The organism is Chordicoccus furentiruminis, from assembly GCF_019355395.1.
GTDB lineage: Bacteria > Bacillota > Clostridia > Lachnospirales > Lachnospiraceae > Chordicoccus > Chordicoccus furentiruminis.
In genome coordinates this window covers 535,357-552,966 of sequence record NZ_CP048829.1, presented here as the reverse complement: position 1 = coordinate 552,966, position 17,610 = coordinate 535,357, and the positions used below count along the sequence as shown (strand labels likewise).

Annotated in this window: 20 protein-coding genes and 2 pseudogenes; 18 read left to right on the top strand and 4 right to left on the bottom strand. The window is 42.0% G+C overall.

Translation table 11 applies throughout. The features are described 5' to 3' along the window. Nucleotides 1-324 precede the first annotated feature (324 nt). The 3 genes and pseudogenes from G4C92_RS02665 to G4C92_RS02655 form a co-directional block, all read left to right on the top strand. Nucleotides 325-1,407 carry a PIN domain-containing protein gene (locus G4C92_RS02665; RefSeq protein ID WP_274941059.1) on the top strand — a complete coding sequence of 361 codons (1,083 nt, stop codon included), beginning with the start codon at nt 325-327 and terminating at the stop codon, nt 1,405-1,407. Between the two features lie 297 nt (nt 1,408-1,704). After that, nucleotides 1,705-2,499 carry a S1 family peptidase gene (locus G4C92_RS02660; protein WP_274941058.1) on the top strand — a complete coding sequence of 265 codons (795 nt, stop codon included), beginning with the start codon at nt 1,705-1,707 and terminating at the stop codon, nt 2,497-2,499. 55 nt (nt 2,500-2,554) lie between these two features. Then, nucleotides 2,555-3,016, top strand: a pseudogene (locus tag G4C92_RS02655) (BREX system Lon protease-like protein BrxL); the annotation flags it as partial. Between the two features lie 460 nt (nt 3,017-3,476). On the opposite strand, the gene G4C92_RS02650 reads toward G4C92_RS02655, so the two are convergent. Beyond that, nucleotides 3,477-4,889 carry an ISL3 family transposase gene (locus G4C92_RS02650; protein WP_408611719.1) on the bottom strand — a complete coding sequence of 471 codons (1,413 nt, stop codon included), beginning with the start codon at nt 4,887-4,889 and terminating at the stop codon, nt 3,477-3,479. A gap of 410 nt (nt 4,890-5,299) precedes the next feature. Between G4C92_RS02650 and G4C92_RS02640 the strand changes: the two genes are divergently transcribed. The 15 genes and pseudogenes from G4C92_RS02640 to G4C92_RS02570 all read left to right on the top strand — a co-directional run bounded on the left by G4C92_RS02640 (nt 5,300) and on the right by G4C92_RS02570 (nt 16,363). Continuing rightward, on the top strand, nt 5,300-5,557 hold the full coding sequence (locus tag G4C92_RS02640) for a hypothetical protein (RefSeq protein ID WP_274941057.1): 258 nt from the start codon (nt 5,300-5,302) through the stop codon (nt 5,555-5,557). After that, nucleotides 5,554-6,243, top strand: coding sequence for a hypothetical protein (locus tag G4C92_RS02635; protein ID WP_274941056.1), 690 nt, complete (start codon nt 5,554-5,556; stop codon nt 6,241-6,243). The genes G4C92_RS02640 and G4C92_RS02635 overlap by 4 nt, the downstream gene beginning before the upstream one ends. Nucleotide 6,244: 1 nt before the next feature. Then, the gene (locus tag G4C92_RS02630; protein WP_274941055.1) at nt 6,245-6,646 is read left to right on the top strand and encodes a hypothetical protein; all 402 of its coding nucleotides are present in this window, start codon (nt 6,245-6,247) and stop codon (nt 6,644-6,646) included. 223 nt (nt 6,647-6,869) lie between these two features. After that, a complete protein-coding gene (locus G4C92_RS02625; protein ID WP_274941054.1) occupies nt 6,870-7,742 on the top strand; it encodes a hypothetical protein in 873 nt (290 codons plus the stop codon). 230 nt (nt 7,743-7,972) lie between these two features. Beyond that, nucleotides 7,973-8,098 (top strand): annotated as a pseudogene (locus G4C92_RS15250) (DegT/DnrJ/EryC1/StrS family aminotransferase); the annotation flags it as partial. Nucleotides 8,099-8,222: 124 nt separating this feature from the next. After that, a complete protein-coding gene (locus tag G4C92_RS02615; RefSeq protein WP_274942047.1) occupies nt 8,223-8,495 on the top strand; it encodes a hypothetical protein in 273 nt (90 codons plus the stop codon). 12 nt (nt 8,496-8,507) lie between these two features. Further along, complete coding sequence (locus G4C92_RS02610; protein ID WP_330654764.1) at nt 8,508-9,029, top strand: reverse transcriptase domain-containing protein; 522 nt, start codon at nt 8,508-8,510, stop codon at nt 9,027-9,029. A gap of 236 nt (nt 9,030-9,265) precedes the next feature. Then, nucleotides 9,266-10,657, top strand: coding sequence for a reverse transcriptase domain-containing protein (locus G4C92_RS02605; protein WP_274941053.1), 1,392 nt, complete (start codon nt 9,266-9,268; stop codon nt 10,655-10,657). Between the two features lie 99 nt (nt 10,658-10,756). Next, nucleotides 10,757-11,950 carry an IS1634 family transposase gene (locus G4C92_RS02600; protein ID WP_274941052.1) on the top strand — a complete coding sequence of 398 codons (1,194 nt, stop codon included), beginning with the start codon at nt 10,757-10,759 and terminating at the stop codon, nt 11,948-11,950. Further along, nucleotides 11,950-12,192, top strand: a complete 243-nt coding sequence (locus tag G4C92_RS02595) for an ErpK protein (RefSeq protein ID WP_274941051.1) — start codon at nt 11,950-11,952, stop codon at nt 12,190-12,192. Before G4C92_RS02600 ends, G4C92_RS02595 begins: the two co-directional genes overlap by 1 nt. Before the next feature lie 196 nt (nt 12,193-12,388). Beyond that, nucleotides 12,389-12,913 carry an ImmA/IrrE family metallo-endopeptidase gene (locus G4C92_RS02590; protein WP_274941050.1) on the top strand — a complete coding sequence of 175 codons (525 nt, stop codon included), beginning with the start codon at nt 12,389-12,391 and terminating at the stop codon, nt 12,911-12,913. Then, a complete protein-coding gene (locus tag G4C92_RS02585; RefSeq protein WP_274941049.1) occupies nt 12,910-14,835 on the top strand; it encodes a hypothetical protein in 1,926 nt (641 codons plus the stop codon). The genes G4C92_RS02590 and G4C92_RS02585 overlap by 4 nt, the downstream gene beginning before the upstream one ends. Nucleotides 14,836-14,842: 7 nt before the next feature. Beyond that, nucleotides 14,843-15,388, top strand: coding sequence for a hypothetical protein (locus G4C92_RS02580; protein WP_274941048.1), 546 nt, complete (start codon nt 14,843-14,845; stop codon nt 15,386-15,388). Nucleotides 15,389-15,479: 91 nt separating this feature from the next. Next, entirely contained in the window at nt 15,480-16,130 is a 651-nt protein-coding gene (locus G4C92_RS02575) for a VanZ family protein (RefSeq protein WP_274941047.1), read from the top strand. 59 nt (nt 16,131-16,189) lie between these two features. Further along, entirely contained in the window at nt 16,190-16,363 is a 174-nt protein-coding gene (locus tag G4C92_RS02570) for a hypothetical protein (protein WP_274941046.1), read from the top strand. Between the two features lie 66 nt (nt 16,364-16,429). On the opposite strand, the gene G4C92_RS02565 is transcribed toward G4C92_RS02570, so the two are convergent. The 3 genes from G4C92_RS02565 to G4C92_RS02555 are packed head-to-tail and all read right to left on the bottom strand — an operon-like array spanning nt 16,430 to nt 17,599. Then, nucleotides 16,430-17,026 carry a DUF5131 family protein gene (locus G4C92_RS02565; RefSeq protein ID WP_274941045.1) on the bottom strand — a complete coding sequence of 199 codons (597 nt, stop codon included), beginning with the start codon at nt 17,024-17,026 and terminating at the stop codon, nt 16,430-16,432. A 49-nt stretch (nt 17,027-17,075) separates the two neighbouring features. Next, a complete protein-coding gene (locus G4C92_RS02560) occupies nt 17,076-17,276 on the bottom strand; it encodes a hypothetical protein (protein WP_274941044.1) in 201 nt (66 codons plus the stop codon). Nucleotides 17,277-17,332: 56 nt separating this feature from the next. Continuing rightward, nucleotides 17,333-17,599 carry a hypothetical protein gene (locus G4C92_RS02555; RefSeq protein WP_274941043.1) on the bottom strand — a complete coding sequence of 89 codons (267 nt, stop codon included), beginning with the start codon at nt 17,597-17,599 and terminating at the stop codon, nt 17,333-17,335. Between the last annotated feature and the right edge of the window lie 11 nt (nt 17,600-17,610).

Here is a 17,610-nt window from a genome sequence, read left to right as displayed (position 1 = left end):
GATTTTAGATATGATAGTCTGACACTTACACCCTGTATTTGCTGATGTTTTTCCAATTTTTTGGAAAACCCATAGCTGTGATCAATTTCTCTTCGGTAAGAGTGGAGGCCCTCTTGACGGTCTTATTGATTAACTTGATAAGCTCCTTCTTGAGTGTATCAGGAGACAGGCACTCCCTCAATGGCTCAGTTTCAGATTAGCATTTATAGACCGATTATCGATTATATATATTTTTTGGAGATACATGACATAATGCATTACAAAGTTTTCCTCGATACAAATATATATGATGCAGCTAATTACTCATTCAGGAATGATCTATTTATGCAGATGAGAAATTATGCTGAGAGTGGAATGCTAGAAATGCAAATATGCTCAGTTGTCAAGAATGAAGTCTGCAGGCATATCAAGAATAAAATTAAGGGTACTGTAAAGAACCTTAATCAGATTCTATCCTCCAGAGACCTACAGCTGTTCAGAACCCTTCCAGAATATAAGGATAAGATGGAGACATCCAGCCCATCAGAGTGGGTGGAACAGGCATTTTCCGAGTTTGACTGTTTTCTGAAGGATTGTAAGACAGAAGAAATTACGTCCAATGGGATAGATGTAGAGGGCGTTTTAGATGATTACTTTGAAATGCGGTATCCATTTGAAACTGCTAAGAAAGAAGAGTTCCCGGATGCAATTATCATTCGTGCTGTAGAGCAGGAAATCAGAAGATTAAGCAAAGATAATATTCTGGTGGAGCATAAGACATCCGATGGTCTTGTTGATGATATGCTCTATTGTATCGTATCAGATGATAATGGTTTTATGACCGCAATGAAGCAAACGGTAGGGGAAAGACCATCCGAGGATGTCAAATATTTTTCATCCTTGAACGAACTAATCAATTTCTTCGCAGTTCAGGATAAGCAGGCGGCAGAACTTCAGGAAAAACTTAATAATGGCTATGCCAGAGAGCTCATTGAGACAACGATAGAAGAAGGAGTGTCCAGTGCAGCATTGACTGTAGATGAGCCGGATGGCTATGTTGAAGACACATCTAATATGGGAACTGGAGACTATCTGTATGATGCATTTGTTATCAGCCTGCAGGAGATGGAAGATGGTTCAAAATTCGCGAGGATTTATCTTGATGTGAATTTTGTCATCATGCTCGATTACGAATATTTGAATGCGATGGAGTCCTATTGGGACAGGGAAGATAATGCATTTCTCTGGACCGTCATGACAGAAAAGGTAGCGCGGTTCAAAGCAAATACAGTAATAGGATTTACCATTATTATTGATAAAGACGGAAATCCTGAGTTCAATGATTATGTAGAAATGCCTTCGGATATTGAGATCGATTATAAAGATCTCATTGAAGTCATTTCATGTGAGAATCGAAATTCGTATTGAGAAATTTCGATTCTCCTTTATACGTTGGATTGAAATGAAAATAGAAATATGTTAGCACACCAAAAAGCTATCAGCGAGGATGCATCTAAACGTTGGTGACAGGCACTGTTAAAGGCGAGAAAACGTCTGTAAAAAGTGTCGAAATTGTGATATACAGGGAGTGGTAGCTCCCTATGTTGCTCGGACAAATCAAAAATCTTTTTGATAAATCACACACCTCTCCGTGGTGAGTAGCAGGCAACGACCTTATGGTCGGCGAAGATGTGATAATGATACGAAGATAAAGGGAGGGTAATTATGAATACTGTTTACGAGCAACTATTATATACAACGCTAAGAATAGAATGCAAAAACAGTGAAGGCAAAGTAACATCAATAGGAACAGGATTCTTGTTGTCTCGCCCTGTAGGAGAAAACCAATATAAATTGTATTTAATCTCAAATAAACATGTGTTAATTGGAACCCCCAATATTACTATATCTTTCACGTGTAAAGAAAATGGGGAACCGAAACATGGGCATAAACAGGAGCTTAATCTTCAAGGTGTAGATCAAATTGTCAAAGGGCATCCCAATCCAAATGTCGATATTGCGGCAATGGATTGTACGGGGCTTTTTATTGCCATGGAAGATAAAATATACTATAAGTATGTTGATTATTCCATGCTTGCTGATTTTCATGAGCCAGAATTATCGGTTGCAGAGAATGTGTATTTTGTTGGTTATCCAGATGGTAGATATGATATGGCTAATAATCTGCCACTTATTAGAATGGGCATGATTTCAAGTCACCCGCAATATGATTTTAATGGACAGCCGGAATTTGTGATTGATGCACAAGTATTTCCTGGTTCAAGTGGGAGCCCTGTTTACATAGATTTGACATTCGAGAATTTTAAGAACGGACAAATTGTAGTTGGACAAAGAAAGTTGAAATTGCTTGGTATTGTTGCGATGACAATGATTCGGAATAATACATTGCAGGCAATCCCAACAGGAACGAATTATATTACGCAAGAGGTGCTGGGATTAGGAATTGTTTTTAAATCGACAGCGATTAAAGAACTTGTTGATTCGATGCCATTAAATTAAAAAAGGAAAGAGGTTATCACGATGCCTAGAGACGTTGGTGTCAGGCACCGTTAACCGACTTGGGAAGAATCTTAATCAGCGTGATACCATTGCAGTTCGTAGAATGGTGGATGGCTATTTAAAACTTCTTTATCCGGATGGAAACTTTACAAAAGAAGATGTGACAGAAGTATTAGAGATTGCATTGGAAATGAGAAGACATGTCAAAGAGCAGCTTAAGAAGCTCGGTGGCATGGAATTCTACGATGTTAATTTCTCATACATAGATATGGATGATATGTCTGAACACTACGTATCGGTACCGGAGCAGGGAGGCGGAAAGCTTATCCCCGAAGGAATGTGTAATCCTGGTCAGGTTTATACTGTATCTCATGGTCAATCAGATATGATAGGAGTCTTTAGACTTGAATCTCAGATGCTTCCAGGAAATGGTAAGTTTGATCGTATCGGACTTGGAACAGACAGAGAATGTAAAGAGGCTGTAGATACTGCGTTCAATTTTCTTAAGGTTAATGGAAAAGCACGTTGGTGACAGGCACTGTTAAGAAAACATTACAATATTACGAAAATATTACGCACGATTTTAGATATGATAGTCTTACACTTACACCCTGTATTTACTGATGTCTTTCCAATTTTTGGGAAATCCCATAGCTGTGATCAACTTCTCTTCGGTAAGAGTGGAGGCCTTCTTGATGGTCTTATTGATCAACTTGATAAGCTCCTTCTTGAGATACCGGTAATGCTGTTAACTTAGGGATTGAGACCAGGAAATCAAAGGCCTGTAACCATATTTTTTAAGAGAAATTGTTACAGAAGACGGAATGTCCTGTTCAATTGATACATAACGCTGTCCCAGAATATTCGCTTTCTCGTAAACGTTGCTGCCAAGGGATCTGTTCGGGAAGAATTGATCGTCTCATAGCGCATTTCCGACATACTGGAATATGGGAAAATGAGGTAGTAGGGTTACAGCTTCAATCACAAATCTTATGGGATAAGGGGTTGCGAATATAGCCCTTCCTGCTGGCGTCAAACAGCCTGAGGAAGAAATAATCGTCATCCGGAAGTCCGTAGGCCTGTCGCCGTAAGACTTTGATCTTGTTGTTGATGCCCTCCATCTTGCCAGAGGAGATTTTATAAGTTGCATGGGCTATGATGCCCTCAAAGTGGTTTCCAAGGAGTCTTCCGAACCACTGAAGATGACTGTTTCCGGATGCACTGCAGGTATCCATGATCCAGGTGATGTCATCCGCCATACGGGCTTCATCAGTGCGGGTGTAGGAAAGAGACAGACGCTCCTTAATCAGATCAAGCGTGAACAGAAGCTTGTTCTGACTGAGAAGTTCGTCATATCTTGCTTCATAACCCTCTTTCCGGACGTACTCTTCCTTGGGAAAGATGGAACCGGACCGGCTGATCGGCTCACCTGTCCTGGCTTGCGCATCTTTCGCCTGAAGCGTTGATCGACTTGACATCAGGATGTAACGGGTCTTTTTTAAAGCCCTTGCCTCCTCCATAAGGCCTTCCTCATACAGGCGGCGCTGCTCGTCCTTGCGGACTTCACTGACCACCTTGTCGTTGAAGTTCTTTACGATGTGGAAGTAATCGAACACCGGCTGTATCCAGGGGCATTTTTCCTCAAAAGCCTCCTGGAAATCGGAGTTCATGTCGCAGGCGACGGCCTCGACAGAGTCCATCCATTCCAGGCCGACATGGTCGATGAAGTCATAGACCACCTGCTTTTTCTTCCCATGGGAGATCCAGAGGATATGGCCGGTATCAAGATCTATGATGTGGGTGGCATAGCGGTGGCCGTTGTGGAGCTTGAACTCATCAATGGCAAGCATTTTTGCCGGCTGCTCCGGTCTGATCAGTTTCGTGCCGTCGATGGTATAGAGCTCCTTCAGGCGCTTAAGGTCTAAGGCTTTGACCGTGTTCTTTCCGAGCCCGGTGATCTCAGCTACCTGCTTGAGCGTGTAAGTGCCAAGTGCCAACAGATCCCTGGTATACTGGTACAGTTCCACAGATATCTGATGGCCGTCTGCTTTGAACGGAACAGACTGCATATGGGAATGTCCGCATTTGCAGATGAGCTGCACGCGGTCAAAATGGATCGCACTGAGGCTTCCGCCAAAGCAAAGATGCCGGAGCGTAAGATCCCGGTGACCGTTGATGTGCATACGGCTTCCACACTTTGGACATCTGCGGTCAGCATCCGCCAGATCGAGCTTGCCGTTAAAGCACAACACTTCGCGGCCGGAAGCTGCCCGGTGTACGCTTGTGTCAGAATTATTAAAGCCTTCCAGCCGGGAGGGGATGCTTAAAAAAGTATATCTGTTTTCAGAGAATGCCAGTTGTCCATCGGACTCAGTATGTGTATAATTCATGTACGGGCCACCGCCTTGTTGAGTTTGTACACTTCTGCCAGGAAATACAGTCTCAACTATAGACGATGGTCCTTTTTCTATGCAACTGTTTTTGGCCCGGTTTAAGGGCCGGGGCGTCCTTACGCCCCTTGATTACCCTGCCGCTCCTGGATGGAGCAGTGTCAGGGGAAGAAGGCCTTTTATGCTCACGCCCTTTGGGCGGGAGGGATAAATGGCCGGATGACCTTGACACTGGTACAGCCAGGTGCTACCTGAAATTACCTGGGATACCACCTATCCCATAAGAAAAGTGATTGACCCATAAGAATACGAATGATTCAGATCCTTTGCAGAATGCGGATCATGCAAATAGACCGGACAATGCAACGAAATACTCGCCCGATGAAGATGAAGGTACGGATACTGTGTCCATGACAACAGAGGATGTGGAGATGGTAACAATCTATTCCATTGAACACGTATTCCCAGAAGAATGGGATGGTCATTTTGGCCTTCCGGAATGTCAGAGGAAAACCATGTACTTTGAACGGATCCAATATAAGGGAAATTGGGAGATATTGAGGCCATCTGTCCTCTTTGCAACAGTTGGAGATCTCGGGCAGGATATTCTTGGTGAGATCCAGTCAGAAGCAAGAAAAATGCTGGAAGAGATGGGGTGTGCTGTATGAGTACAATCGAAGCGAATGAAATGATGGAGCGGACAGCTGAGATCGAGAAGACTTTCAGCTATGACGGCTATCAGATCGTAAGGCGTGAGATGTTCGCGCATATGAGAGAACCGGCAGTTACGATCCGCAAAGACAGCATTACCTTCAATACAGCCTGCATTAATGGTATGGAGGATGCAGTATATATTCAGGTCATGATTAATCGGAAGGATCATCGCATGGCCATCCGCCAATGTGAAGAAAATGATAAAGACTCCCTCCGTTGGTGCATAGAAAAAGCTGATAAAAGAAAAACCAGAAAAATCACAAGTAAGGAATTCTCGCGCCGGATCTATCAGATGATGGACTGGAGTGATAAATGCCGTTACAAGATCCTTGGCCATAGGATCATACATGAAGGGAAAGTCCTGTATGTCTTTGAACTGGATGTCCAGGAAATCCTTTATGAACGCAAGAAAACAACAAAGGCAGAGGTTGCTGCCGGACAGACAGATTCAAGCCTGACACCGGAGCAGGTGACCGAAAGAAAGAAGGAAGAAGAAAAGATGTCAATGAAACCCTTCTATCCAGATGACTGGGAGGGTTCATTTGGTGTACCTGTCAAACAGCATGAGAACGTGACTTTGCGTGATGGGGATCTTTACCAATCAATAGAAGAATTCAGTGATGAGGAGGAAGTGACCTGAAATGGAAGAGAAAACCAGACCAGAAAAGCGACTGGGCCTGTCATTCAGTTTTCAGCGTGGCAGACTCTTGATCTATTATGCATCAATCCGGGAGCTGCAGGAGCCGGAGTATATTCGTTTCCTATTTAACTCCAGAGAAAAGAGACTGGCCATACAAGTATGTGAGCAGATCGATAGAGATGGGATCCGTGTGCCCCAAAAAGGAGAGACAGATAAGTTTCAGTTCGATATTACCAGCAGCCCGCTTCTTTCGGTGATCTATAAAGCATGCCACTGGGAATTTGACAAGAGCTACCTGGTGTACGGGGAGAGCTATCCTAGGAACCGATTGATTGATTATGATCTGAATACGGCAGTTGTTATAACGCAGGAGCAGTTTGTGGATCCGGAGGGATTAGAATAGCGGAAGAGGACTTTCTCCCATTTTTGGGAAAAAGTTCCCAGCTATTAGCTGATCTAATTATCGTTCATTCACTAGCATTATGTCTTGGTATAGTGTTTGAAACGTAGTTCATTTGTGATAGTATAAACTGGAATGCAAATGTCTATATTGCGAGTAATAAGTTGATATGTTCTCAATAGACCTTAAGGTATAGCGGTTTTTATAAAGGCGGTAATGTGTATTTATGAAACTGAGTGAACACTATAAAGAATATTCAAGAGATTTTAGCTACCTCGATGCAGAATTAAATGCGGATAATGCTGAAAAAATGTTTGACATCTGGAGTTCGAGATATTCGAGATTTTTGAAGAATGCTAGTGAAGAGAATAAAATGGAGATGATTTCCAGATCTATTCGTTCAAGACGTGAGTTAATGACATCAGCACTCCTATGGGCAGAAGCTAAGCATACAAGAGGTACAGGCTGTATATCAGCTTATTATTATTTGCGTTATTATTCATTATTTCACGCAATGTGGTCGGTATTGTTTTTGAATCCAGAATTAGACAGGAAAATTGTGGAAATCACCCATTCAAAGCTTAAGAATGTCTTTTGTAGTTATTATGCCCAATATGATTATTGTGTTTTTGATAAAGACTTGGCTGAGTTTATTGAATCAGTTAAAAACTATCGAGAAACATACTCTTATAATCGTCCTAATAATTTAATGCACATGCCAGAAAGTGAAAATAAACAAGAAAGGGTGTTATTGACTTGCTATCAGCTGACAAACCTGTTTACAAGCATGCTGAGAAGCAAATTACCATTCGTTGACATATCTATGGACAATCAGAAGACAATGATAAAAGAGTTTTCTTATTTCAATGGGCACAGATTAGAAGACGGGTCTTATGAATTTGATCCTTTCGAAGAAAATATACTTATTGAAAGTATAAGGGATGGTATGTGTGTCACTGAGCTGGAATGGGTTTTGGGACATGACTGGGATGAGTTAGGATATAATTCTGAATTGAATGAGTTCTTTGATGCAGCTGCAGTTGATAGAATCAAAAAGGAGGCTATCTCGTTTATCTATAAAGCAATTCCATTTGTTTAATGAGGTTTACTTCTATATAGATAGGACAGACCCAATAAGCAACAGCTAATAAAGCACGAATATTTGATTAAAGCATCTTGGAGATAATCCGAGGTGCTTTTTTGATGGCATAATCAGCGCTAGATTTATGCTGCAGATGGGGAAAAGAAAACAGAAGTGGAAAAGATAAATATTAAATAATTGTAAAGTTTTGTTCCTAACTTGACATTATCAGGCTTTCTTCACCAACCATGCATGGAGATGAGCTGAAGTATATTACAGAAGCCTATGAGACAAACTGGATGAGCACTGTAGGAGCAAATATAAACAGTGCAGAGGCGGAGATAGCGGCTAAGGTTGGATGCAAGTATGCACTTCGTGAAAAGGCAAAATATGATGTATATCTTGGCGCTGTTCCTCTAGATGGGAAAAACCGTAAAACAAGCGTATATCTAATATTGAAGAAAGGAAACGGTTGACTATTACTGGCTGGACGACACGATGACCGACATTCAGCTGGGCGAGAATGAAGTAACCATTCAATGGCGGGATGGGGATAAGAGCGTGGTGGAGATGGGCATCTCCGAAGAACGCTACTTCCCCACCCGCTATTCTGATTTTTACAACGATTACCTTGAGCGTGTGCGCAGGGGTGAAACTAAGAACAAGTACAAGCATCTGATGGGGCTGGATATGGTCAAGGGCTGGACAGCACCCAGCAGCGGAAAGACAAGGATCATCAGGAGAACAGCAACGGCGGCAGCATCAGTCTAAAAGGAGAAGAGCATGAAACTTGGAATACCGACGGTGGTGGATCGTGTGATCCAGCAGGCGATTGCACAGGAACTCACGCCAATATACGAGAAGCAGTTCTCGGATAACAGCTTCGGGTTTCGGCCGGGGAGAGGATGCCATGACGCCCTGAGGAAGTGCCTCAGGCTGGCGGACGAAGGCTATGTGTATGTAGTAAGTATGGATTTAGCATCATATTTTGATACAGTGAACCACAGCAAGCTCATAGAGGTGCTGTCGCGGACTATCAAGGACGGGCGCATCATATCGCTGATACACAAATACCTGAATGCCGGAGTCATGGAAGACGGCGGATTCCACGCAACAGAAGAGGGAGTGCCCCAGGGCGGACCACTGAGTCCATTACTCGGGAATGTAATGTTAAACGAGCTGGATAAAGAACTGGAACGCCGCGGGCACAAGTTCGTCAGGTACGCGGATGATTGCATGATCTTCTGCAAATCCCGCGAACTGACGATGAAATATGTTTCTATTGAAAAATACTATATTATGTGATAGAATATATTTGCCTTGCAAGATGTTGTAGGGGATGAGAATTGTTGTCAACAGTTCGCCAATCAGCTCCAACAAGAGAGATTGGAACAAACTGTCTGAGACGCAGACCAGAGCGGTCAGCACGAAGACAGCGACGTATAGGAACATGACAAAGTTCTCCTGCTTGATTATACATGAATTAAGCATTGCATAACTGGATAGCTGGTACTCATACGGCAGAGAAGTCTTCACCGTTGATGCCACGATTATTTGTATACCCATCGGCTAAGGAATGCTATCCTCCGTGCCGATGGGTATTGCAATATAAGGGAGAAAGAATAATCGACGAATGGGTTTTACGTCAGGAAACAGTTGATAAAAGCAGGAAATATTACGCACATTTTGACACCAGAACAGATATAAAGAAGGCCGCAAACCTGGTAACTGATGCGGAGTGGGTTTCACACCATGGCTTTTATCCGCTTATCCATTATAAGAAAGACTGTTCGAAATATAGCAGTAAGGGAAGAAAACAAAAGGAGCGGGACATCTGTTATGCGGCACATTTGGATCGGTGCATTCTGCAGTATTACTGCCATTTGATGAATGAGCGATACAATACGCGGATCAGAAACCTTGGAATAGAAGATGTCCCCGTTGCATACAGATCGGATCTGGGAAAGAATAACATTCATCTTGCCAAGCATGCCTTTGATTATATCAAAGCCAGTCCCAATGCGTATGTGATGATAGGTGATTTCACCGGATTCTTCGATAACCTGGATCACCAGTATCTGAAGCAGCAATGGTGTAACCTGCTTGGTGTGGATCAGCTTCCACCGGATCATTATAGAATCTTCAAAAACATAACCAGATACAGCACCTGGGAACTGGATGACCTTTTGGAATTGAATGGATTGCCAATGACAAGGGTAGGAAGAAAAAAGCTGAATTCTCAATACACTGTTCTGACTAAGGAGCAGTACAAGAAATACCGATCACATATAAAAAAACACAAGGATTCTTTCGGCATTCCCCAGGGCTCACCGATCAGTGCATTACTTGCGAATGTCTATATGATGGATGTGGACCGGAAAATCAAAGATATAGTAGAACAATGTGCAGGACTTTACATGAGATACAGCGATGATTTTATAGTAGTTATTCCACTGGATGAAGCAGCTGCGAGAACAGCGATTTTCTCTATCAACCATATAATTGAGAAGACACCAGGGTTGACATTGGAACCGCAAAAAACACAGATTTACAAAACAGATCTTCCTTACATAGAAAATATTGGTGGAACTATCCTCGAGAATGCGGATGGTTCAAAGAACGTCATCAATTTCCTTGGCTTCACATTCAACGGTGTCACAACTACTTTGAGGTCCAAGACGGTAAGCAAGTACTATTATCGAATGTACCGTAAGGCGCATGCCATAGCAGAAAATCCAGATCAGAAGGGAAAGAAGTATCTTTATAAAAAGTACTCTGAAAGAGGAGCAAAGCCCAACGGGAAAGATAAAGGAAATTTCTTTACGTATGTTCACAGAGCAGAGCATGTTTTCGGGGATACTGAAGAAATACAAAAACCGGTAAAAAATCATATGGCAAAAATCAGACGTGCATTGAAAAAACCGCAGAATTGAAATATGTGCATTCTGCGAAGCCCAGCGGACTCCGATGCGTTTCGGAGCAGACGCTATGCGGAACATAACGGACGCCTCGAAACGCCTGATCAGATCATCATGTTCCAGAACACATGGAATGAGAAACAGGATCACCGTGAGAAAATTTATTTTTCCTATGACTCCACGAACAAGAACTGCCAGGCAGGCGATCTGGAATGCGTAGAATTCGGGCATCCGAAGCAGGATAACGGAAAGCCGGTGTTTAATTATTCCGTTGCGTATAATAACACCAACAGTGTTCCGCTCTTTTATGAAGAGTATCCGGGCAGTATTACAGATGTGTCGCAGCTGCAGATCATGCTTGAGAAAGCCAAAGGCTATGGCTACCACGAGATCGGGTTCATCCTCGACAGGGGATACTTCAGCAGAGAGAACATCCGATACATGGATAAGAACAGTTTCGATTTCATCATTATGATGAAGGGAATGAAGTCTCTGGCCCATGAGATCGTGACCGCGAACAAGGGCAGGTTCGAGGATGATTATTCAAAGAACATCCGGGGCTATAACGTCTATGGCACGACAGTCCACCAGAAGCTGTTTCCGTCAGATGAGAATGACAGATACTTCCACATCTATTACAGTGACAGCAGGAAGGCTTCTGAGAAGGGTGAACTGACAGCAAAGATTGCCAGGCTCGCAAAGTACTTTAAGAAGCATCAGAACCAGTCCGTTCATTTTGAACGAACCCTGGAGCACTACTTTGATTTGATCTACTGGCACGAAGGCCAGAAGGACGAGAAGTTTCTGTATGCCCAGGAGAGGACTGATGTTATTAACAGGGAGATCAGTTTTTGCGGATACTTCGTTATCATCACATCGGCTGAGATGACTGCCTCGAAGACGCTGGAGTTCTACAAGAGCCGGGATGTTTCGGAAAAGCTGTTCCGTGCGGACAAATGCTTCCTCGGCAACAGGACAATGCGGGCACATATGAATGATACAGAGAATGCACGGATATTTGTTGAGTTTGTGGCATTGATCGTAAGAAACCGCATTTATCATCAACTAATTGAGCAGGAAAAACAAAGCAATAAAAAGAAAAACTACATGACTGTTCCTGCTGCAATCCGGGAGCTGGAGAAGATCTTGATCATCCAGCAGCCGGATCACAGATACTGGCTGAACTATGCGGTTACCGCGACCCAGAAAGAGATCCTGAAAGCATTCGGGATCAATGAAGTCAACATTAAAAAGTGGGACAATGAGATCAGCGATAAACTGTCTGATGAGATGAAGGAGGCAGTGTGATGGCAAGAACAAGGCGTTCTCTTGATGAACGGATTGAGGAACAAGAGCAGGTTGTCAGCAAAGCCAAGGAGCACTACGAGGCTGAGTTAAACAAGCTGGAGCAGCTGATGCAGAAGCGGAACGAACAGAAAAAGAAGGAGCTTTTGAAAGCCGTCGAAGAAAGTGATAAAAGCATCGACGAGATCATCGAACTGATCCGACAGGCTGGCGCTTCGGACGGCGATGAAGATATCGAGAGTTAATTTTCAGGAAAATCACATTAAAAGAACATGAGATTGTCTTTGCTTTCAGCATTGGGTACTTTGTATAATCAACACAAATCAATAATGGGATAATTTGTGAATAATATAGATTCACGTTCGTTGTTTTGTTATAATATCAATGATTAGGTATTGGAAAGGTTGACCTAACAATGTAATCGGAAAGGCGGTGAGATGTGTGAATGATGCTACAAGAGCATATATCAATAAAGTAGCTGATGCAGTTCGTTCTACATTTGACGTAGCCATCCCAATCGACAATATTGATAGTTTAGTAAATAAATTAGGCGGCAGTATTGTTGAACAACCCGGTCTTGATCAGCTCTATGATGGGACAATCAAAAAAGTAGGGGATAATTCCTTTGAAATAGCAATATCTCCTTATCAGGGCGACGAAAGAAGAAACTTTACAATTGCACATGAGTTGGGGCATTTGTTCCTACATATGGGATATTTGATCAGTAAAGGTACATGGGATCAACAGAGCAATAGTCATCAATTTACTCGTTTTGGTGCTAATGAGCAGGAGTATCAAGCTAATGAGTTTGCTGCAGCATTACTAATGCCACAAAAAGAATTTAAAGAAAAAATAGAGGAGTATTCTAGTGGAAATTTTGTGAATATGGCTCAAGTGGCAAACTATTTTCATGTATCTATCTCTGCGGCAACTAATCATGGTAGATTTCTCGGGTATCTTCAATGAGCGATGATTTCGATAACGATAGCGGGTTTGCGCATGCCCCTGATCCACAAAAAAAGAATGCCAATTCTTCTAAAAAACATAAAGGACGGAGAAGAATAGTACAGCGCAACGGATGGAAGTGTACATACGTCAATGGCAGACTTATAAAAAGGGAACCGGTTAATGACAAAGACTGCAAAGAAACAGCTGTTGCAAATCGGAAGGCCTCAAAGAAAGCTAAAACGATCATAGAGGAGCACTTACAAACCCCTGTTAATAAAATAAATACATCTGTATCGGCCGACAAGATTTCTGCCCTTGTTCGCGAATTTGCAGATATAAAGGTGCCAGAAGAGGTTAAAACTGCTCGGAATGAAGAGGCATCTCAGAACAAAGTAAAAACAGATCAAAAGATAGAAAAATCAGAAGAGCAGGAAAAATCATCATGTGCATCTTTTGGCGAGAATGAAACTTCATATTTGTGCTTGTTTTATTCTTTTGATATAGTCAATTCAACCGCTTATAAGTCCGTGACAATATGGTGGCCTGTGATCATTATGGAATTAATTCAGACGATAAGAAAGAGGGTCACAGGCAATCAGGAATTAGCAAACAGCCAAATGTGGAGAGTCATAGGTGATGAAGTCATTTTCGTTCTGCCAATACAGAATAAGACGATGCTAGTATCATCTATTGACTCTATTTTTAAATTACTTCAAGAGATGGTACGTTCTTTAAAAAACGGAAATTTCATTGAAAACATAGATAACCAGCAAGCTAAGAAGGATACGGCCTTGTTGAAAGATCAAACACAAATGCTTTCCTTAAAGTGTGCGGCCTGGATCGCGGCAGTTTCAGATAGTCATAATCAGGCTAATTATTATAATAATATTTCATTCGACTATCCAGGTACATCGCAAAGTCCTGAAATGCATGAGTTTTTAGGAAGGGACATAGATGTTGGCTTTCGTGTAAAACAGGAGACAATGGATCGAAGGCTTGCGCTTAGTTTTGAACTTGCTTATTTGTTAAAGGATATAAGACGAAATTGCCTATATATTATAGATTATGTTCGGCTGAAAGGTGTTTGGGAAAATTCATTATATCCTGTCGTTTGGTACTATAATGAAGAAATAATACGATCTATCTATGAGAGTACTGATAATTATCATAAATATAACAAAAGCGAATACAGCTTTGCTAATAGCTTTAGATATGATGAAACAGAAGGCAATGACCTGGTTATAAATTACTTTGCACGTGGGAAAATGCCACGAAAAAAGAAAAATGGTAGTAAAGGTTCTCAATCTCCAAGGACTCAAATTGAAAAAGACGGAGTTTTACTTCCTAGCGGAATGTTCAGTGTGGACAAAGCCTTTGATAAAATAGCCAGAGACAGAAACCTTAGTTTCAAGATGGATTACTTGAAAGAACTGTTTACTGATAAGGTACTTATAGCTACGAGTATTAAAAAGCCGCTAGAGTTGCATCTTGCGGTTGTTTGTTATGATCCGGAAACTCATAAAGTAATGATTGCACGCAGGAGTGAAAATCACTCATTGAATCCGAGAAAATGGGATTTTGGTTGTGCAAAAGCTTTGAGTAGAGAAAACATAATAGACACAGTGAATGATTATTACCTTCACACATTTGGGTTACACATTGAACTTGTATTGGACAAAACTCGTAATGAAAGGCAACCGCAACCCTTAGCTATATATGAGATAAAAAAACATGGTCACATAAAAAAAGGACTTATCTTGATGGCAGTGGTCAAAAATAAAACGGAATTTCATGATTCAAGTATATACGAGGAGACAAAGTGGGTTAATTATGAGGAGTCTAAACAAATAAAAGAAGATGATGCTGTAATTGATTTTCATAATACCATTAAAAGAGTATTTTCATATGAAGATCGTCTTTTAAAAGATAATATGAATTGATTTAGTTATGAAATTATATGATTTTTTAGATAAACAATTGGATAAGGTGATTGGCTGGCTTAATTATGCTGAGGCAAAGCTTGCAGCTATTATAGCATTGAATATTGCGATATTCGCTGCCGTTACATCTATAGAAAGTTTGAATCTCCTGTTAAAGATTGCCGTTGATTTTTTTATAGGAGTTTCTTTTGTTATAGGACTAATTGGCTTGTTTCCGAAATCAAAGACTTCAAAATTTGAATATCAATCGCCTAATAAAAACTTATTATTCTACAAGTATATTGCCTGCATGTCGGATGGAAATGAATATATTAATAAAATACAGAAATCATATAATTTTGAGAGTGCTGATATAAACCATATGATTAAAGGAGAGAAGTATTCACAAATTGAACTTGATTGTGCGACAGAGATTGTAGAAAATAGTAAGATTATTGTTAGGAAGAATAGACTTTTTTCTGCTACTGTCGTCCTTGATATTATTTCCTTGGTGATTTTTTGCATTGGCGTTTTTGTTTCTTATAAATTAGGAAAATGTCCTTGTGCGCAATGATTATCGAGCCTTTTTATGCTGGGACCGCTGACCAGATGAAGGAATATACGCAGTAACAACCACACCAGAAGAGGAGGAGACAACCACATCATTGATCTTCATACTCCGTCTAATCATCTTCTCCTTCTTCATCATCCTCGGCTTTCGTATCTCCTTACGCAGTAAAAATTTACGCGCGGTCATCTCGGTGATCTATGGAACTGTTCTTCTTTATTACACTTTCCTGATCCGTGTCCGTTTCAGCGTGGATGTAAGCGCCAGTGACTACGGACACGCAGTAAACACAACGAAAAGTGTGGCGGAGCAGATCTGGAGCATTTTAAAAGCCATCTTCGGTATGGATGCTTCCGGGCACTTAGCAGGTGTGTATTGGGAGGCAGCTATTTTGAATGTGCTCCTGTTCGTGCCGCTTGGGTATCTTGTGTATCTTCATTTTTTATGTGGAGATGGAGATATTGCTTCATCGGAAGAAGGGAAAGCAGGGGAGGCTGTGAGCACAGGCGTAGATAAGGATGTGAAGGACGAAGAACCCTGCGTGGAATCGGTCAGAAGCGTCGAAAAGAAAGGCATCACAACAATCCTGATCTGCATCGCTGTCAGTATTTGCATCGAACTTCTACAGGGAATAACGGGTTTGGGTATGACCGATATAAATGATGTTATTGCAAACACGGTAGGTGGAAGCGTGGGAGTCGGGATGGTGTGGTTTTATTGTCAACGGTTGAGGAGAAGCCGAGTGTGATCATCACACGTCTCCCTCGCGAACGGGAAAGAGAAATTTTGCTTGTGTGACATGAAAGTGTGATAAGAAAAATGAACAGAAATGAAGACTTCATTGATCACATCTGTGATCTTTATGGCGATTATTATGATGACACAGAAGAGGACTCTTCGATCGGAGGAGCAAACTGGACACCGGGACAAAGGGCAGAACATAAGTCGCTGCGTGTGTTTCAGGAGGAACTGGAAGATTAGGGAATAAAAATGTCCACGGCGAAGATAAGAAAGATTCTGATCACAGGCGGCCGGTATAGTACTGCTTTATCTCGTTCGATTGAAGAACTGATGGAGGAGTATAAAGGTCTGCCGGATGTGGAAAGCAGGGTCGCCGAAGAACTGGGAGTCAAGCCATCGACTGTGCGGACCTACGTTCCTTATATGGATGGAGGACAGCATCGGCTCATGTATGATTTCCTTGTGAGGAAGTGGCAGTGCTACGAACACCGGCAACCTTTTATCGGTCCAGTACTGATTCTCACAGGTGCAGACAATTGTGACGTTCTTTGGACAGCCTTCGGATGGGAGAGCAGCGGCTATCCTTTCCGGTCTCTTTGTGACCATGTAGAAATGGCAGTCTGATCTTTCCCTTATCATCGCCCATGCATCGGGTCTCCATTCATCGGCATCTTTGTGGAAGAAATCTAATGTGAAGCAGGTGTAGACAGTCGATCCCCTCGGGACTTTATAATTCTTGTGCCGATCCTTCTGAACTGGCATCCGGAAACTCTTCGTCTTATGGACGAGGGTAGAGTCTATGCCGTATTTCGAGTCCCTTCTGAACATGTAGCAATTCTTACATCCCGGTGACACCTTTGTGCATACATGCCATGGATTCCAGATCGTTGTGTTTTCCGACATACGGCATCACCTCCTCGTGAGATTACTTTTTAACAGGAAAAAGTTACCCTTATTCCTTTCGGTATTTCTTCGGCGTGAATTTTTCTCGAGCCCGTCGTTTATTACTTGTAAACGCCAGCATCATTGCTGTGCGAACACGCTCATCTTTCTCGTTTTTGACATCCGGTTCCTCAAAGAATCGTTTGGCATCACGCATTCCATGATATCCAAATTCCGATCGTATCTGTGAAATAAATTCTTCATCAGTCATGGTCTAATCCTTTCAATAATTGCCAACGACTCGGTGTCCTTGTTTCGTTCGTCTCACTAACACATAACAAACCATCTACCGATTTTTGATGGAAATAGCGGATCGGCCTTCTGAAAGAACAGATGCTTTTCCTGTCCGCCGATTACAACGGTATAACAGTCTCCGGGCAGGTCTTTCCCGATCTGAGATGCCGCCGGACGATAATCACGAATGCTGTCGATTTTATAAACTTTCCCGTTTTTCCAGATCAAGGCAGTCGGCATCATTGCTCCGGTTTCATCGAAGCTGGAATCGACTTTCACATAAATGCGTTTGTTTGCCATCGCAATGCCTC

What these genes read in the sequence shown, in the direction of transcription:
- G4C92_RS02650 (WP_408611719.1), bottom strand. Translation starts at nt 4,889, where the DNA reads ATGAATTATACACATACTGAGTCCGATGGACAACTGGCATTCTCTGAA.
- G4C92_RS02560 (WP_274941044.1), bottom strand. Translation starts at nt 17,276, where the DNA reads ATGACTGATGAAGAATTTATTTCACAGATACGATCGGAATTTGGATAT.
- G4C92_RS02600 (WP_274941052.1), top strand. Translation starts at nt 10,757, where the DNA reads ATGTTCCAGAACACATGGAATGAGAAACAGGATCACCGTGAGAAAATT.
- G4C92_RS02640 (WP_274941057.1), top strand. Translation starts at nt 5,300, where the DNA reads ATGACAACAGAGGATGTGGAGATGGTAACAATCTATTCCATTGAACAC.
- G4C92_RS02565 (WP_274941045.1), bottom strand. Translation starts at nt 17,026, where the DNA reads ATGTCGGAAAACACAACGATCTGGAATCCATGGCATGTATGCACAAAG.
- G4C92_RS02630 (WP_274941055.1), top strand. Translation starts at nt 6,245, where the DNA reads ATGGAAGAGAAAACCAGACCAGAAAAGCGACTGGGCCTGTCATTCAGT.
- G4C92_RS02580 (WP_274941048.1), top strand. Translation starts at nt 14,843, where the DNA reads ATGAAATTATATGATTTTTTAGATAAACAATTGGATAAGGTGATTGGC.
- G4C92_RS02585 (WP_274941049.1), top strand. Translation starts at nt 12,910, where the DNA reads ATGAGCGATGATTTCGATAACGATAGCGGGTTTGCGCATGCCCCTGAT.
- G4C92_RS02595 (WP_274941051.1), top strand. Translation starts at nt 11,950, where the DNA reads ATGGCAAGAACAAGGCGTTCTCTTGATGAACGGATTGAGGAACAAGAG.
- G4C92_RS02660 (WP_274941058.1), top strand. Translation starts at nt 1,705, where the DNA reads ATGAATACTGTTTACGAGCAACTATTATATACAACGCTAAGAATAGAA.
- G4C92_RS02605 (WP_274941053.1), top strand. Translation starts at nt 9,266, where the DNA reads ATGCCACGATTATTTGTATACCCATCGGCTAAGGAATGCTATCCTCCG.
- G4C92_RS02555 (WP_274941043.1), bottom strand. Translation starts at nt 17,599, where the DNA reads ATGGCAAACAAACGCATTTATGTGAAAGTCGATTCCAGCTTCGATGAA.
- G4C92_RS02610 (WP_330654764.1), top strand. Translation starts at nt 8,508, where the DNA reads ATGAAACTTGGAATACCGACGGTGGTGGATCGTGTGATCCAGCAGGCG.
- G4C92_RS02625 (WP_274941054.1), top strand. Translation starts at nt 6,870, where the DNA reads ATGAAACTGAGTGAACACTATAAAGAATATTCAAGAGATTTTAGCTAC.
- G4C92_RS02665 (WP_274941059.1), top strand. Translation starts at nt 325, where the DNA reads ATGCAGATGAGAAATTATGCTGAGAGTGGAATGCTAGAAATGCAAATA.
- G4C92_RS02615 (WP_274942047.1), top strand. Translation starts at nt 8,223, where the DNA reads ATGACCGACATTCAGCTGGGCGAGAATGAAGTAACCATTCAATGGCGG.
- G4C92_RS02635 (WP_274941056.1), top strand. Translation starts at nt 5,554, where the DNA reads ATGAGTACAATCGAAGCGAATGAAATGATGGAGCGGACAGCTGAGATC.